Here is a 16,431-nt window from a genome sequence, read left to right as displayed (position 1 = left end):
GGCTTCGGCTTGTTTCAGGATGGCGATGATCTGGCTGTCGGTAAAGCGGGACGTCTTCATGTAGAGCTTTCTGTTCTTAAGTAGAAAATTCTACTTCTAACGACGCTCTTTTTGTGGGGGGATTACCCAAGGTCCTGACGCCTGGCGGCGAGCTCAATCTGGACATTCCGCGCGATCGCCTGTCGAGCTTCGAGCCAAAGCTGATGGCCAAGCATCAGCGACGCATGCCGGGCTTTGACGACCACGTCATCAACATGTACGCGAGCGGCATGAGCGTGCGTGAGATCCAGGCGCATCTGCTCGAGTTGTATGGCACCAAGGCGTCGCCCGATCTGATTTCGACCATCACCGACGAGGTGCTGGAAGAGGTCACACAGTGGCCACAACGACCGCTCGAAGCGATGTATCCGATTGTCTACTTCGATGCCTTGCGCCTGAAGATTCGTGATGAAGGCACGGTAAAGAACAAGGCCGAGTATCTCGCACTGGGCATTCGCGCTGACGGCCGCAAGGAAGTATTGGGCCTGTGGATCGAGCAGACCGAAGGCGCCAAGTTCTGGCTGAAGGTCTTCAACGAATTGAAAAATCGCGGTCTGGAAGACATTCTGATCGCCATTGTCGATGGCTTGCGCGGCTTTCCCGAGGCCATCGAGGCCGTCTATCCGCAAGCGCAGATCCAGACGTGCATCGTGCATCTGATCCGCAACTCGACGACGCTGGCCAGCTGGAAGGACCGCAAAGAGCTTGCAGCGGCCCTCAAGCCGGTCTACCAGGCCGTCAACGCCGAGGCGGCCGAAGCGGCGCTGGCCGCGTTTGCGGCTGGCCCATGGGGCACAAAATTTCCGACCGTGGCAGCGATGGCGACGCCAGTGGCAGCAGGTGACTCCGTTCTTTGCCTACCCGCCAGAGGTGCGCACGATCATCTACACCACGAACGCCATCGAGAGCCTGCATATGCGCCTTCGGCGCGCACACAAAATTTCTGGCAGGTCCACGTCCGTTGCGAAAATGCACTTTTTCGCCGTCGCCTGCGCCGAGCAATCAATCCACCAACACGAACTCCCCATGCGCTACCTTAAAGGCCTAGGCCTCGCCACAATCATCCTGATCGCCATCGCCGCCATGCCCGTCCTCGCCGTTCTCGCCTACGGTTGGTGGAGCCAATACGAGGCCTCCACGCCCAACACCAGCCTGACTGAACTAAATGACATGGTGTACGTCGGCATCCCCGCGAAGACCGTGCACTGGCAGGTCTTCCGAACGCCCGAGGACCTCGGCGGCGTGCCCGGACCGACGGACTACATCACGCTGGTCGCAGAGCTTGCGCCGGCAGACAAGGCCTGGTTCGACAAGCATATCGCCACGCCTGGCAAGGTCGTCGTCACGCCCGAAGCCGCGCGCGGCTGGTTGTCGGCGGGCTTTCGTTCGCTGTTGGCGAAACATGCCAGTAGTTCGCCCGACATCGCCACCATGCCAGCCTGCCGCCGGCACAGCGCGGCGATGACACGCAGCGGGCGCGTGGTCGATGGCTTCGTGTGCTGGTCGCCGGAGAGCACCTTGCTGTACCTGACCCTCGACGACATGACCGGCTTTGGCTCGGATGCGAATTGATGCGGGACCGGGCACTTGCTGCAGCGCGCGCTGTCGGCGATGATGCAGGGGCTCCGCCCATGCCACCGAATCGCTCACACCACCGACCATGACCGAACTGCTCGCTCTCCCCATCATCGGCCTGGCCTTCATTCCCCTCTTCAGCCGCGAAGTCATCGCGCCGGCATCGCGCAACTTTTGCGACCTGCGCTGGCTGGTCCTTAGCGGACTTCATATGGAGCGTACGGAACAAGCTAATTTCTCCCGCGAAGCTGGTGGAGCATAGCAATAGAAGTTCAATATCTTCTTCGGAAGAAATTGGGAAAGAGGATTACATGCGAAATATTTTTGCTTTAACAGCGCTCTTGATGGCGCTTCCGTGCTCAAGTAAAGATTCAGAGCCAGCACTCCCGCTGAAATTGGAGATGACATGCGGCGACTAAACAAATTGCGTGTTCTCAGACCTGCCGATTCTACTAAAAATGAAATTGACAAACGTGAGCAAGAAATCAATCGTTTGTTCATTGAATTTTCTGGATGTCAAGGGGCCGTATATTACCCTGGTCGGCGAAGATACAAAGAAGACTATTTCTATTCCCGCCAGTGTACCTCCGCCAAGCTCTGAGATCACTTTCACAGAAATAGGGCCTAACGGCTTTTGGCACCTCGAGGCCGTTCTTCATGCCCGAGAACTACGCAGGCTTTTCAATAGCAACAAAGCGATTAGGATTGAAATTGTCGCACGTACTATCGGCAAAGATCCGGAAACAATGCAAAAGACCATCTGTTTCGGGGAATCGCAGATAGATTTAATTGGAACCAATTAGGCGAACTTACACCCGCGAAGATAGATTTTCCGATTTTTAATTGACAGATATTAGATCTTGTGCAATCCTGAACATGAGCCCGCACTTTTAAAATTTTCGTTTTCCATAGAAATTATCTCTAGGCCAGCAATTTCCGGTGGATATCGATCGCTTAGTCTGTTAATTTAATTCCGCTCGTTTCGTCTCCGGTTGCCACTGTTTGGCACATATTCAATGCGCTACCTTAAAGCCCTAGGCATCACCACCTGCATACTCATCGCCATCGCCGCCCTGCCCATCCTCGCCTTCCTTGCCGACGGCTGGTGGTACCGATACAAGGCCGCAACGCCCAATACCAGCCTGACCGAGTTGAACGATATGGTGTATGTCGGCATCCCCGCGAAGACTGTGCATTGGCAGGTCTTCGGGACGCCCGAACACATGGGTGGCGTGCCCGGGCCGACGGAATACATCTCGCTTGTCGCGGAACTTGCTCCAGCAGACAAGGCGTGGTTCGACCGGCTCCCCAGCAAACCAGGAAAGGTGCTGATCATGCCGGAAGCACCTCGCGCCTGGTTGCCCCTTCACTTCAGGGAGCTGCTTTCCAAGCAGCAGAATGGTCTGCGCGACATTGCCACCATGCCAGCCTGCCGCCGGCACAGCGCGGCGATGACACTCAGCGGGCGCGTGGTCGATGGCTTTGTGTGCTGGTCGCCGGAGAGCACATTGCTGTACCTGACCCTCGACGACATGACGGGCTTTGGCTCGAATGCGAATTGATGCGGGACCGGGGGCTTGCTGCAGCGCGCGCTGTCGGCGATGATGCGGGGGCTCCTCCCATGCCACCGAATCGCTCACACCACCGACCATGACCGAACTGCTCGCTCTCCCCATCATCGGCCTGGCCTTCATTGCCCTCTTCAGCCGCGAAGTCATCGCGCCGGCATCGCGCAACTATTGCGACCGGCGCTGGCTGGTCCTTGCCAGCAGTGTCGGTGCGGCCACGGTCCTGGTCACCCTGGTGGCGGGCTACGTATTCAGTGCAACCATCCATGACGCCGCCCTGTTCGACGCGGGCAGCGTCATGCCCGATGCGGCCGTGGGCTTCCTCGCCTTCCTCTTGACCAGCTTCGTGTTCTACTGGTGGCACCGGCTGACGCACAAGTCCGACCTGCTGTGGCACGTGTTCCACCAGCTGCACCACAGCGCGCGTCGCGTCGAGGCCTTGACAGCGTTCTATGCCCACCCGCTCGATTCGGCGGCGGCCATCTGCATCAATGCCGGCGTCAGCTACCTGGTGCTGGGCGCCAGCCCGCTGGCCGCCGCGATCGCGCTGCTGCTCACCGGCCTGTTCGACCTGTTCCTGCACAGCGACCTGCGCACGCCCACGTGGCTGGGGTATATCGTGCAACGGCCGGAGATGCATACGGTGCACCATCAGCTGGGGCACCACCGGCAGAACTACGGCCTGCCGCTGTGGGACATGCTGTTCGGGACGTGGAGCAATCCCCGCGAACGGTCAATGATTCTGGGCTTCGATGGCGACAAGCCCGAACGGATCGCCGACATGCTGCTGTTCCGCGACGTGCACCGGCACTGATCACCCCACGAAAAACTCCATCCCCCGCGACATGGCCGGGAACATCGCCGACCCATGGTTCTCGTGCGGCAGCAATTGAAACTGCACCCGCGCGAGCGATCCCGCTGAAGAAAGCCGCGCGGCCAGCTCGCGCGCCTCGTCGACCATGCGGCGTTTCGCCGCTTCGGGATTGCGGCTGCCCGATCCGCCGTCCGCAGCGGGCTGCTCCAGTTCTCCGGCCGTCAGCAGCAGCGACGGTTTCGTCGGCAGTGCGGCAACGCGCTGCCGGAATGGTTCGTACTGGGCCAGCACGGCGCGCTCGCGGTACCAGATCGACGGACTGGCCGCGATATAGGTATGGAACATGGCGGGCCGGGTGAACAGGGCATGCAAGGTGCACAGGCCACCGTAGGAATGGCCGAACAGGGCCTGGCGCTTCGGGTCGAGCGGTGCGATGGCGTGCACCAGTGGCCTGAGTTCCTGTTCGATGAAGTCGAGGAAGCGGTCCGCGCCGCCCTCGCCTGGCGGCGTGCCCTCGCCCGAAGGCGGCGTGTAGTCGCGGCCTCGCGCGACGTCATAGTCCTTGTCGGTAGCGTAGCCGATGCCGACGACGACGGGCGCCGCCTGGCCTGTGGCCTTGGCGCGCCAGCCCACCGTGCGGGCCATCAGCGCCAGACTGGGGAAGGTGGCATTGCCGTCCAGTGCGAACAGCACCGGGTGCCCGCCCGGCGGCGTTGGCCCCTCCGGCACGCCCAGGAAGATGCGATAGCGCTGGCCCGTGATGGCGGACGTCACCTCGCGCTGGCGCGCCTGGGACAAGGTGGCGCCCTCCCACGGATCACTTGCCGCCGCCCACGCGCGCGGCATAAGAAGCGCGCCGGCGGTTGCGGCGAGCACGGTACGGCGGGAAGACGGAACGGAGGAATCGGTCATGACAAGCCTGGTAGATGAGAATGCTTATCATTCTAGCCGGCACCAGGGTTCGTGCCAACGGCTTCCGCCGACGTTACAATAAAGAGATGTCAAAAAATCACCTTCTCCTCGCGCTGTGCTGCACCCTCGGCGCTACGTCTGCCCTTGCCGTGCCACCGGCGCCGACCATTCAGGCAGGTTCCGAAACCCTGGTCAACGCCTGCACGCCGGGCAGCCAGGCCGCATTGCGCAAGGCTTTGCAGGCCCCCGCCAGCAAGGTCAGCGAACCGACCGAGGCAGCGAAACTGGTGCACGCGCTGCTGTGCGGGTACCGTCTGTCTCCCAACCTGGCTTTCCTGCGCGAGCACATGGGCCGCACCGTGACCCGCAAGGATTCGGCCACCGGAAGCGACGAAGAAACCGCCACCGTGCGGCCGGACGCGGAACTGATCGCCGCCCTGCCCCGCGCCGGCGACGCCTGGGGCGCGGAAGTCCAGGCCTACGGCGACGAAGTCGTGCTGACGTACTGGCGCGACGCGGCCACCGTGGAAACCCGCACCCTGGCCTACACGGGCGGACGCTGGCGCATCGTCGGCATCGGCTCCGCGGCCGACTGAGCCAACGCCTTTACGGGATGCGCACGCGCCGCGGCATCGGCAGCGGCGCCGCGCGATCCGGCATGGGCGCGCGCTCCGGCGGGGTCAGGCCCGTCACCAGGTCGGCGATGCGTACCGACTGCCCCGTCTCGAAGCAGCGGTTGGCGGCCACCCCCACCAGGATCGACCAGGCGCCGGCCCGCTCGTCCGACACGCGGCGATAAGGGTCGGGCGGCGCGTCGCCGAAGATCTCCTGCAGCATGGCGTCGTCACCGCCGCCATGGCCGCCCGTACCGGTCCAGGGCTCGATCTCGCGCGGCGCGCCCCCGCAGCGGAATCACCCGCGTCGTCACGCCCGTGCTCTTGCTCTGTACCTCGCCGGCGCCGGCCGCGCCGGCCGACTCCACGATGCGGTGCTCGATGCGGCCCTTGGTGCCGTTGAAGGCGATGTGATAGCCCTCCCAGGCGTCGTAGGCGGACAACGCGTAGTTCAGCTGCGTGCCGTTGTCGTAGCGGACCATCACGTTCATCGTGTCCTCGATATCGATTTCCGGGCGCCACACGCACTGGTCGCGGAAATAGCCGTCATGCTGCTCGTTGTCCAGGTACAGGGCCTTCAGGCCGGGGTCCGATGCCAGGTCGAAGTAGAAGCTGCACCTGGCCTTCTCCGGGCACGTCAGGCACCGTTCGTGGGGACCCTGCAGGCCCATGCGCCTGGCCGTCGCCGGCGTGTAGAACTGACGCGAGCCGAAGGCGTGCACCAGCTCGGGCTGTGCGCCCAGCCACCAGTTGACCAGGTCGAAGTGGTGGGTCGACTTGTGCACCATCAGGCCACCCGAGTTGGCCTTCTTGCCGTGCCAGCGGCGGAAGTAATCGGCGCCGTGCACGGTATTGAGCAGCCACGTGAAGTCGACGGACAGCACGTCGCCGATTTCGCCGCTCATCAGCAGCTGCTTGACCTGCGTGCGCGGCGGCGAATAGCGGTAATTGAACGTCACGCGCACGTGGCGCCCCGTGCGCTTGACGGCATCGAGGATGCGCTGGGCCTTGGCCGCCGTCGTCGTCATCGGCTTTTCCGTGATGACGTCGCAGCCCGCTTCCAGCGCGCGCACGATGTAGTCGTCGTGGGTGGCATCGACGGTGGTGACGATGATGTACTGCGGCCTGGTTTCCTTGATCATCCGTTGGAAGTCGGCTGGCGCATAGGCCACGGGCGTGCCCGCGCCAGTGGCGGCGATGCGGCGCGCGGCCAGGGCACGGCGGCCCGCATTGCTGTCGCAGACGGCGACGATTTCGTTGCCGTCTCGGTACCTCCCCGTGATGGCACCCGTGAACAGCCGCGCGCGCGAGCCGACGCCGACGACGGCATAGCGCTTGCGGGCATTGGCGCCAATGGCATTCGTCGCCAGCAGCAGGCCGGCGGCGCCGGCGGCTTTCAGGACGGTCCTGCGGTTGAAACGGTCGGTCATCGAAGGTCTCCATATCGTTCTTGTGTTCGACGATGGTAGGATCGACCGCGTAAATTGGCAAGACCAGTTTTGTATCCGGCTGGACCAGTTACGCGGCATACGGGGACTCTTGCCCCATAGCCAATATTTGCCCGTCCATGTATGATTGCGGGACTTATAACCCGTGAATCCTATGCCCTCGTCCATCGCAGCCATCGAAGAAATGCACAGCAGCGGCGCGAGCGCGAACGACATCGCCGACCATATCGCCGCGGCCATCGCGGCGCGCAAGCTCCCGCCCGGTACGAAGCTGCGCGAGGAAGCCCTGTCGCGGCTGTACCATGTCAGTCGCACGAAGATCCGCGCCGCCCTGCTGATCCTGTCGAAGGACAAGCTGATCCAGATCGTGCCCGACAAGGGCGCCTTCGTCAGCCAGCCCAGCGAAAAGGAGTCGCGCGATATTTTCGCGGCGCGGCGCATCATCGAGGCGGCCCTGGCGCGCGAGTTCGTCGCCAAGGCCACGCCTGCGGACTACAAGATGCTGGAGAAGCATCTGAAGATGGAACGCCAGGCCCTGAAGGGCGACCACCAGGTGCGTTCGCGCCTGCTGGGCGACTTCCACGTGCTGCTGGCCGACGTCGCCGGCAATGGCGTGCTGCGCGAGATGCTGCGCGAGCTGGTGGCGCGCAGCTCGCTGATCACGATGCTGTACCAGTCCGACCGCGATGCTGTCTGCTCGTCCAACGAGCATGCCAGCTTCCTGGAAGCGGCGCGCGCCGGCGACGCGGACCTGGCCGCCCGCATCATGCTCGAGCACCTGTCGCATGTGGAGGGCGCGCTGATCTTCGACGGCAGCGCGCCCCACGAGAAGGACCTGGTCTCGGCCCTGTTGAAATAGAACCTGGATAAAACTCAGGCCGCCTTGCGCGTGCCCGTCGCCAGGGCCAGCTTGCCCGCCAGCGCGTTGTGCCGCTCGATCACCAGCGGCAGGTCCACCGTCTGCAGCTGGCCGTCCTTGACCACCACCTTGCCGTTGATGATGCTGGTCCAGACATTGGCCGGCGTGCAGAACACCAGTGCCGCAACGGGGTCGTGCAGCGCGCCGGCGAAGCCGATGCCGTCCATGCGGAAGGCGACGATATCGGCCGACATGCCGGGTTTGAGTGCGCCGATATCGTCCCGGTTCAGCACCCTGGCGCCGCCCAGGGTCGCGATCTCCAGCGCCTCGCGCGCCGTCATCGCGTCCGGACCGAAGCCGACCCGCGCCAGCAGCATGGCCTGGCGCGCCTCGCCCAGCATATGGCCGGCGTCGTTCGATGCGCAGCCGTCCACGCCCAGGCCCACCGGCACGCCGGCGGCGCGCATGCGGCCCACCGGCGCGATGCCGGAAGCGAGGCGCATGTTCGAGCAGGGGCAGTGCGCGACACCCGTGCCGGTGCGGCCGAACAGGTCGATGCCCGCGTCGTCCAGCTGCACGCAGTGGGCATGCCACACATCGTGGCCCACCCAGCCGCAATCCTCGGCATATTCGGCCGGCGTCATGTTGAACTTCTCGCGGCTGTAGGCGATATCGTTGGCGTTCTCCGCCAGGTGCGTGTGCAGCGAGACGCCAAAGCTGCGCGCCAGCGCTGCCGATTCCTTCATCAGCTCGCGCGACACGGAAAACGGCGAACAGGGCGCCACGACGATGCGCTGCATCGCGTGGCGGCCCGCGTCGTGATACGTCTCGATCAGGCGCTGGGTGTCCTTCAGGATCGCGCCTTCCTCTTCCACCACCCGGTCCGGCGGCAGTCCACCCTTCGACTGGCCCACGCTCATCGAGCCGCGCGCGGCGTGGAAGCGCATGCCGATCTGGCGCGCCGCCTCGATGCTGTCGTCCAGCCGGCAGTCGTTCGGGTAGATATACAGATGGTCGCTGCTGGTGGTGCAGCCCGACAGGATCAGTTCCGACATCGCCGTCAACGTCGACACGCGCACCATTTCGCTGTCCAGGTTGGCCCAGATGGGGTACAGGTTGGTCAGCCAGTTGAACAGCTCACCGTCCTGCGCGGCGGGAATCACCCGCGTCAGGCTCTGGTACATGTGGTGGTGCGTGTTGACGAGGCCCGGCATCACGACCTGGCCGGCCGCGTCGATGACAGTGTCCGCCGTCTGCGGCAGCTCGGCCGAGGGGCCGACCTGCTCGATGACGTTGTCCCGCACGAACACGGCGCCCTCGGCGATTTCGCGCCTTGTGTCGTCCATCGTCACCAGTACGCGGGCATTGTGGATCAGGAGAGTTTTGGTCATTTGTGTCCTACCTTGTTGAATGATTAAACACTGCGGAAACAATGCACGGGCACTGCGGAAACAATGTCAGAAAAAGGGCCGTCCATTATCGAACGGCCCACAAGCTTACGCGGCCCCCAGGTGTTTGACCAGCATCGGCTGGGGTACTTCCTCTTCCGCCTCGTCATCGCTGGCTTCCGTCTCGCGGCCCGGCAGCACCAGGTTCAACACCACGGCCACGATGGCGCCCGTGGTGATACCCGAGCCGAAGATCTCGTTGACGATGGCCGGCAGTTTCGACAGCAGTTCCGGGCGGCCCGTGACGGCCAGGCCGCAACCGAGCGAGACGGCGATGATCAGGCCATTGCGCTTGTTGTGCTCCACCTTGGCCAGCATCTGCACGCCGGCGGCCAGGATCATGGCGAACATCATCAGGCCGGCGCCGCCCAGCACCGGCTGGGGAATCGTCACGACCAGGGCGCCCAGCACGGGGAACAGGCCGGCCAGCGCCAGGAACACGCCCGTCAATGCCACCACGTGGCGGCTGGCCACGCCCGTCAGCGAGATCACGCCGACGTTCTGCGCGAAGGTGGAGACGGCCGGGCTGCCGAGGATCGACGTGAAGGCCGAACCGACGCCGTCGCACAGCACGCCGCGGCACAGCAGCTTGCCGCGCATCTTGGTATTGGTGGCCGTGCCGAGCGCCATGAAGGTGCCCGTCGTTTCGACAATGGTGACGACATAAGCCAGGCTCATGGCGAAGATGCCGCTGATGGGGAAGGTCATGCCGTAGTGCAGGGGCTGCGGCAACGCGAACACGGCGGCCTGCCTGACGGAGCTGAAGTCGACCAGGCCGAAGGCCATGCAGCCGGCGTAGCCGATGCTCATGCCGATGACGACGGCGGCGGCCGAGATGATGCCGCGGCCGAACTGCACCAGGCCGATGACGAGCACCAGAACGAACAGCGCGATGCCCAGGTTGACGGGGGCGCCGTAGGCGGGGCTGCCCTTGCCGCCGGCGGCCCAGTCGATCGCCACGGGGATCAGGGACAGGCCGATCATCGTCACGACGACGGCCGTGACGGTATGCGGGAACAGCTTGCGGATCTGCGGCATGAAGAAACTGCCGACGATCATGATGACGGAGCCGGCCAGCGAGCAGCCCAGGATGCCCGGCACGCCGTGTTCGAAGCCGATGGTGATGGCCGCGCCGACGAAGCCGAAACTGGTGCCCATGACGCAGGGCAGGCGGATGCCGACGGGGCCGACGCCCTTGCACTGGATGATGGTGACGACGCCGGAACCCAGCAGCGCCGCATTGACCAGCGCGACGATCTGGTCGGCCGGCAGTTTCAGCACGGCGCCCAGCACCAGCGGCACGGCAATGATGCCGCCCAGCGCGGCCAGCATGTGCTGGGCCGCCAGCAGGACGGTGGTAACGAGCGGCGGACGGTCGTCCACCTGGTAGAGCAGGTTGTTCATGTTTGTCTCCATGATGATTTGTCGGTACTGCTGGTCCTGGCAGCTGGCCGGCGCGGATCGTGTCGTCTGCTGGTGCCGGTGGCGGTGCGGGATGTCGCTCCGGCGCGACCGCCGCCGTGGTACGGCGGGCGGCGTGGCGCCGGCGCCCCGGGCACGGATGCGTGCCGGCGGCGCGAGGAGGCTCCCCCCCAGGATGCTGTTATATGCCGCGCCGTTCTGCGACGGCGTCCAATGCGACCCATGGTGCCCAGAGCGGGATTGGATGTCAACGCATTTTGTATACAATTTGTGTGTACCGACGGCCAAGCATTGCGTAAATGACACAGTTTCACTTGCAGGATGCAAGGCGACGCGCGACCTTGTAAATACGCATTCTCCAGCTGTCCCGGGCGTAACAGCCTTATATATGAGGAAACAAATACGTTATATGCGCCAGGGCATAAGACTGGAGGCGGGCCATGAACGATATTGGTGGTGCGCCAGACCGGCACGCCATATTTTTCCTTCCACGGGGCGAAGGAATTTCGGGCGTATAAAAACTAAACCGAGACAATCATATGAACTTTCTTGATCAATACTTCAAGCTGACCGCCAACGGCAGCAACGTACGCACGGAAGTGCTGGCGGGCCTCACCACCTTCCTGACGATGGCGTACATCATCTTCGTCAACCCTTCCATCCTGGGCGATGCCGGCATGCCCAAGGACGCCGTGTTCGTCGCCACCTGCGTGGCCGCCGCCATCGGCACCCTGATCATGGGGCTGTATGCGAACTTCCCCATCGGCCTGGCGCCCGGCATGGGCCTGAACGCCTACTTCGCCTATGGCGTCGTGCAGGGTATGGGCTTCCCCTGGGAGGCGGCGCTGGGCGCCGTCTTCGTCTCGGGCTGCTGCTTCCTGATCGTCAGCCTGCTGCGCATCCGGGAAAAGATCATGTCGGCCATCCCGCCGTCGCTGCGCACGGCCATTCCGGCCGGCGTCGGCCTGTTCCTGGCGCTGATCTCGCTGAAGAACTCGGGCATCGTCGTCGCCAGCCCGGCCACCTTCCTGACCATGGGCGACCTGCACAAGCCCGAGCCGATCCTGGCCGTCGTGGGCTTCCTCGTCATCGTCGCGCTGGACCGCCTGCGCGTCACGGGCGCCCTCCTGATCGGCATCATGACGGTGACGATCCTGTCCTTCTTCTTCGCCGGGAATACCTTCAACGGTGTCGTGTCGCTGCCACCGTCGATCGAACCGACCGTGTTCAAGATGGACATCATCGGCGCCATCTCGCACGGCCTCGTCACCGTCGTGCTGGTGTTCTTCCTCGTCGAACTGTTCGACGCGACCGGCACCCTGATGGGCGTGGCTCAGCGCGCCGGCCTGATGAAGGACGGCAAAATGCCCGTCGGGATGAACAAGGCCCTGCTGGCCGATTCCGGCGCTATCATCGCCGGCTCCGTGCTGGGCACCTCCAGCACCACGGCTTTCATCGAAAGCGCGGCCGGCGTGCAGGCCGGCGGCCGCACGGGCCTGACGGCCGTCACCGTGGCCGTGCTGTTCCTGCTGGCCCTGTTCATCGCGCCGCTGGCCGGCGTCGTGCCGGCCTATGCCACCGCGCCCGCCCTGTTCTTCGTAGCCTGCCTGATGCTGCGCGAACTGACGGAGATTAACTGGAACGAGACCACCGAAAGCGTCCCGGCCGTCATCACGGCCCTCGTGATGCCGTTCACCTATTCGATCGCCAACGGCCTGGCCCTTGGCTTCATCAGCTACGCCGGGCTGAAACTGTTGACCGGCAAATACCGCGAAGTCAGCGGCATGATCTGGAGCATCGCCGGCGTGTTCCTGTTCAAGACCATCTACATCGCCGGCTGAACCACGCACGAACTACTGGAGCTGTGAATGTCTGAACCGATTCGTTTCTATTTTCAAGGGCGCGTACAGGAGGTCAGGTCCGTCTCGCCCACCCGCACGGTGCTGCAGCACCTGCGCGAGGACCTGCACTGCACGGGCACCAAGGAAGGCTGCGCCGAAGGCGACTGCGGCGCCTGCACCGTCGTCGTCGGCTCGCTGGTGGACGGCCAGCTGGAAATGCGCAATGTGAATTCATGCATCCAGTTCCTGCCCACGCTGGACGGCAAGGCCGTGTTCTCCGTCGAGGACCTGCGCCAGCCGGACGGCGCCCTGCACCCCGTGCAGGAAGCGCTGGTGGAATGCCACGGGTCGCAATGCGGCTTCTGTACGCCGGGCTTTGCCATGTCGCTGTGGAGCCTGTACCTGAAGCAGGAGGGCCAGGCCGAACCCCTGTGCCGCAAGCAGATCGACGAGACCCTGTCCGGCAACCTGTGCCGCTGCACCGGCTACCGGCCCATCATCGACGCCGCGCACCGCATGGGCGAGCTGCCCGCCGTGCAATTCGACCGGGCCGCGCTGGTGGCGGCCCTGCAGACCCTGCAACGAGACGTTATGTTCAGCTACAGCCACGACGGCCAGACCTTTCATGCCCCCCGTACCCTGGCCGAACTGGCCGAAGTACGGGCCGCCAATCCCGCCGCGACCATCCTGGCCGGCTCCACCGACGTCGGCCTGTGGGTGACGAAGCAGATGCGCAACCTGGGCGACGTGATCTACGTGCGCCAGGTGCGCGAGCTGCACCGCATGGCGCAGGCGGACGGCTTCCTGGAAATCGGCGCGGCCGTGTCGCTGGACGACGCCTACCAGGCCGTGTGCGACCTGTACCAGAACGATTCGCTGACCGAGATGTGGCAGCGCTTCGCCTCGCAACCGATCCGCAGCACGGGCACGCTGGGCGGCAGCGTCGCCAACGGCTCGCCCATTGGCGACTCCGCGCCGTGGCTGATCGCGCTGGGCGCCGAGATCGTGCTCCGCAGCGACCGTGGCCAGCGCGCCATGCCCCTGCAAGACTTCTACCTGGACTACATGAAGAAGAACTGGGAAGCGGGCGAATTCGTCGAGGCCGTGCGCGTGCCGCTGCCCCGCCCGGGCCTGCAGTTCCGTACCTATAAACTGGCCAAGCGCTACGACCAGGATATCTCGGCCGTCTGCGCCGCCTATGCCTTCACGGTGGAAGACGGCGTGGTGCGGGAAGCGCGCATCGCCTACGGCGGCATGGCCGCCACGTCGCGCCGCGCGCCGCTGGCCGAGGCGGCCCTGAACGGCAAGCCGTGGAACGAGGCGAGCCTGAAGGCAGCCATGACGGCCCTGGCCCAGGACTACACGCCGCTGACGGACATGCGCGCCACCGCCAGCTATCGCATGAAGACGGCCCAGAACCTGCTGCGCCGCTTCTGGCTGGAGACGCGCCCCGACGCGGCCCTGCCGACCACCTCGATCAACGCATTCGCCTACAAGGAAAACGCAGCATGAACAGCAAAAACGAAGCGTTCATGACGGCCGGCGCGGCCCAGGGCTGGGCCGAAGTGGGCCGCAACCACCCGCACGAATCGGCCATCCTTCACGTGCTGGGCGAAGCGACCTACACGGACGACATCCCCGAGGCGCAAGGCACCCTGCATGCCGCCCTTGGCCTGTCGACCGTGGCGCACGCGCGCATCGTCTCGATCGACCTGGCACCCGTGCTGTCCATGCCGGGCGTGGTCGCGGCCTACACGCACAAGGACATCCCCGGCACCAACGACTGCGGCCCGATCATCCACGACGACCCGATCCTGGCCGTCGACAAGGTGGAATACGTGGGCCAGCCCGTCTTCATCGTCGTCGCCGCCACGCACGACCAGGCCCGCCACGCGGCGCGCAAGGCCGTCATCGGCTACGAGGAACTGCCGGCCGTGCTGACACCCGAGGCGGCGCGCGACGCGGCCTCCTTCGTGGTGCCGCCGATGCGCCTGACGCGGGGCGACGCCGAGCAGGCCTTCGCCAACTCGAAGCACGTCCTGACGGGCAAGCTGAAGGTGGGCGGCCAGGAGCAGTTCTACCTGGAGGGCCAGATCTCGTATGCGCTGCCGAAGGAAGGCAACGGCATGCACGTGTACTGCTCGACCCAGCACCCGACCGAGATGCAGCACGTGGTCGCGCATGCGCTGCATTACCCGTCGCACGCCGTCGTCATCGAATGCCGCCGCATGGGCGGTGCCTTCGGCGGCAAGGAGTCGCAGTCCGCGCTGTGGGCCGCCTGCGCCGCCATCTGCGCCGCGGCCCTGAAGCGCCCGGTGAAGCTGCGCGCCGACCGCGACGACGACATGATGGTCACGGGCAAGCGCCACTGCTTCCACTACGAATACCAGGTGGGCTACGACGAGCGGGGCCTGATCACGGCCGCCAAGGTGGAAATGCTGTCGCGCGCCGGCTTCTCGGCCGACCTGTCGGCGCCCGTCGCCACCCGCGCCATCTGCCACTTCGACAATACCTACTACCTGTCCGACGTGGACATCCGCGCCATGGCCTGCAAGACCAACAGCCAGTCGAACACCGCCTTCCGCGGCTTCGGCGGGCCGCAGGGGGCCATCGCCATCGAGTACATCGTCGACGAGATCGCCCGCAACCTCGGCATGGACGCGCTGGACGTGCGCCGCGTGAACTTCTACGGCCGCAATGACGAGGAAGGCCGCAACGTCACGCAGTACGGCCAGAAGGTGGTCGACAACGTGATCCACGAACTGGTGGCCCAGCTGGAAGAGTCCAGCAGCTACCGCGCACGCCGCGCCGCCATCGAAGCCTTCAACGCCGGCAGCCCCGTGCTCAAGAAGGGCCTTGCCTTGACGCCGGTGAAGTTCGGCATCGCCTTCAACGTCACCCACTTCAACCAGGCCGGCGCCCTCGTGCACATCTACACGGACGGCACCGTGCTGGTGAACCATGGCGGCACGGAAATGGGCCAGGGCATCAACACCAAGGTCTGCCAGGTAGTCGCCCATGAACTGGGCATCCCGCTGGTGCGTGTGCGCGCCAGCGCCACGGACACCAGCAAGGTCGCCAACACGTCGGCCACGGCCGCGTCGACGGGCGCGGACCTGAACGGCAAGGCCGCCCAGGATGCGGCGGCCACCTTGTCGAACCGCCTGCGCAACTTCGCCGCCAAGACCTACGGCTGCGGCGTGGCCGACGTGCAGTTCGCCGACGGCATGGTCCACGCCGGGGAGATCATCACCACCTTCCCGGACCTGGTGCAGAAGGCCTACCTGGCACGGGTGCAGCTGTGGTCCGACGGCTTCTATGCGACGCCGGGCCTGTCGTGGGACCGCGAGACGATGACGGGCAACCCCTTCGGCTACTACGCCTACGGCGCCTCCGTGTCGGAAGTGGTGGTCGACACCCTGACGGGCGAATGGAAGCTGCTGAAGGTCGACGCGCTGTACGATGCCGGCAATTCGCTGAACCCGGCGCTGGACGTCGGTCAGGTCGAAGGCGCCTTCGTGCAGGGCATGGGCTGGCTGACGACGGAGGAGCTGTGGTGGAACAAGGCGGGCAAGCTGATGACGCATGCGCCCTCCACCTACAAGATCCCCGGCGTGTCGGACTGCCCGGATCACTTCAATGTGCAGCTGTTCAAGAACCGCAACGTCTTCGACAGCATCCACCGTTCCAAGGCCGTGGGCGAGCCGCCGCTGCTGCTGCCCTTCTCCGTGTTCCTGGCCATCCGCGATGCCGTGTCGGCCGTGGGCGAACACCGCTTCAACCCGCCGCTGCGGGCACCGGCCACCAGTGAAGCCATCCTCGACGCCGTGGAAGCGGTGCGGGAGCTGGTCGAGCCGGCCTGACGGGTTCCGCCAGGCGGAAGCTGGCGCA

15 protein-coding genes and 1 pseudogene are annotated in these 16,431 nt (G+C 64.8%); 11 read left to right on the top strand and 5 right to left on the bottom strand.

The annotated features are described in order from the left end of the window. Positions 1-128: 128 nt before the first annotated feature. The 6 genes and pseudogenes from GM672_RS12640 to GM672_RS12620 all read left to right on the top strand — a co-directional run. Positions 129-987 (top strand): annotated as a pseudogene (locus GM672_RS12640) (IS256 family transposase); the annotation flags it as partial. 78 nt (positions 988-1,065) lie between these two features. Further along, entirely contained in the window at positions 1,066-1,611 is a 546-nt protein-coding gene (locus tag GM672_RS28340) for a hypothetical protein (protein WP_170300039.1), read from the top strand. A gap of 88 nt (positions 1,612-1,699) precedes the next feature. Next, a complete protein-coding gene (locus tag GM672_RS12635) occupies positions 1,700-1,876 on the top strand; it encodes a hypothetical protein (RefSeq protein ID WP_155470886.1) in 177 nt (58 codons plus the stop codon). 166 nt (positions 1,877-2,042) lie between these two features. Beyond that, positions 2,043-2,417 carry a hypothetical protein gene (locus tag GM672_RS12630; protein WP_155470885.1) on the top strand — a complete coding sequence of 125 codons (375 nt, stop codon included), beginning with the start codon at positions 2,043-2,045 and terminating at the stop codon, positions 2,415-2,417. A gap of 213 nt (positions 2,418-2,630) precedes the next feature. Further along, positions 2,631-3,176 carry a hypothetical protein gene (locus GM672_RS12625; RefSeq protein WP_155470884.1) on the top strand — a complete coding sequence of 182 codons (546 nt, stop codon included), beginning with the start codon at positions 2,631-2,633 and terminating at the stop codon, positions 3,174-3,176. 88 nt (positions 3,177-3,264) lie between these two features. Then, positions 3,265-3,996, top strand: a complete 732-nt coding sequence (locus GM672_RS12620; RefSeq protein ID WP_155470883.1) for a sterol desaturase family protein — start codon at positions 3,265-3,267, stop codon at positions 3,994-3,996. Here the strand turns inward: GM672_RS12620 and GM672_RS12615 are convergent, their stop codons facing one another. Next, positions 3,997-4,908, bottom strand: a complete 912-nt coding sequence (locus GM672_RS12615) for an alpha/beta hydrolase (RefSeq protein WP_155470882.1) — start codon at positions 4,906-4,908, stop codon at positions 3,997-3,999. It abuts the gene before it with no gap. Positions 4,909-4,994: 86 nt separating this feature from the next. Here GM672_RS12615 and GM672_RS12610 point away from each other — a divergent pair, with 86 nt between their 5' ends. Further along, positions 4,995-5,504 (top strand): hypothetical protein, encoded by a 510-nt coding sequence (locus GM672_RS12610; protein WP_155470881.1) that lies wholly within the window; start codon positions 4,995-4,997, stop codon positions 5,502-5,504. Between the two features lie 10 nt (positions 5,505-5,514). Here the strand turns inward: GM672_RS12610 and GM672_RS28925 are convergent, their stop codons facing one another. Beyond that, positions 5,515-5,745, bottom strand: a complete 231-nt coding sequence (locus tag GM672_RS28925) for a hypothetical protein (RefSeq protein ID WP_211517358.1) — start codon at positions 5,743-5,745, stop codon at positions 5,515-5,517. A 7-nt stretch (positions 5,746-5,752) separates the two neighbouring features. Beyond that, on the bottom strand, positions 5,753-6,952 hold the full coding sequence (locus GM672_RS12605; protein WP_211517357.1) for a Gfo/Idh/MocA family protein: 1,200 nt from the start codon (positions 6,950-6,952) through the stop codon (positions 5,753-5,755). A gap of 172 nt (positions 6,953-7,124) precedes the next feature. Between GM672_RS12605 and GM672_RS12600 the strand changes: the two genes are divergently transcribed. Further along, positions 7,125-7,829, top strand: a complete 705-nt coding sequence (locus GM672_RS12600) for a GntR family transcriptional regulator (protein ID WP_155470880.1) — start codon at positions 7,125-7,127, stop codon at positions 7,827-7,829. 14 nt (positions 7,830-7,843) lie between these two features. Here GM672_RS12600 and GM672_RS12595 read toward each other — a convergent pair whose 3' ends face one another. Further along, on the bottom strand, positions 7,844-9,220 hold the full coding sequence (locus GM672_RS12595; protein WP_155470879.1) for an 8-oxoguanine deaminase: 1,377 nt from the start codon (positions 9,218-9,220) through the stop codon (positions 7,844-7,846). A gap of 105 nt (positions 9,221-9,325) precedes the next feature. Then, a complete protein-coding gene (locus GM672_RS12590) occupies positions 9,326-10,681 on the bottom strand; it encodes a uracil-xanthine permease family protein (RefSeq protein ID WP_155470878.1) in 1,356 nt (451 codons plus the stop codon). Positions 10,682-11,238: 557 nt separating this feature from the next. On the opposite strand from GM672_RS12590, the gene GM672_RS12585 reads away from it, so the two are divergent. From GM672_RS12585 to xdhB, 3 genes are read left to right on the top strand one after another with little or no spacing between them, the layout of a single operon-like run. After that, the gene (locus tag GM672_RS12585; RefSeq protein ID WP_155470877.1) at positions 11,239-12,540 is read left to right on the top strand and encodes an NCS2 family permease; all 1,302 of its coding nucleotides are present in this window, start codon (positions 11,239-11,241) and stop codon (positions 12,538-12,540) included. Between the two features lie 27 nt (positions 12,541-12,567). Next, positions 12,568-14,052: a xanthine dehydrogenase small subunit gene (gene xdhA / locus GM672_RS12580; protein WP_155470876.1), complete on the top strand. Its 1,485-nt coding sequence runs from the start codon at positions 12,568-12,570 to the stop codon at positions 14,050-14,052. Then, complete coding sequence (gene xdhB, locus GM672_RS12575) at positions 14,049-16,403, top strand: xanthine dehydrogenase molybdopterin binding subunit (RefSeq protein WP_155470875.1); 2,355 nt, start codon at positions 14,049-14,051, stop codon at positions 16,401-16,403. The genes xdhA and xdhB overlap by 4 nt, the downstream gene beginning before the upstream one ends. The last annotated feature ends 28 nt before the right edge of the window (positions 16,404-16,431 follow it).

Origin of the sequence: Pseudoduganella buxea, assembly GCF_009720835.1 — a bacterium.
Taxonomy (GTDB): Bacteria; Pseudomonadota; Gammaproteobacteria; order Burkholderiales; family Burkholderiaceae_D; genus Rugamonas; species Rugamonas buxea.
The sequence above is the reverse complement of the archived record's forward strand: the minus strand, read 5'-3'. Positions and strand labels throughout refer to the sequence as shown.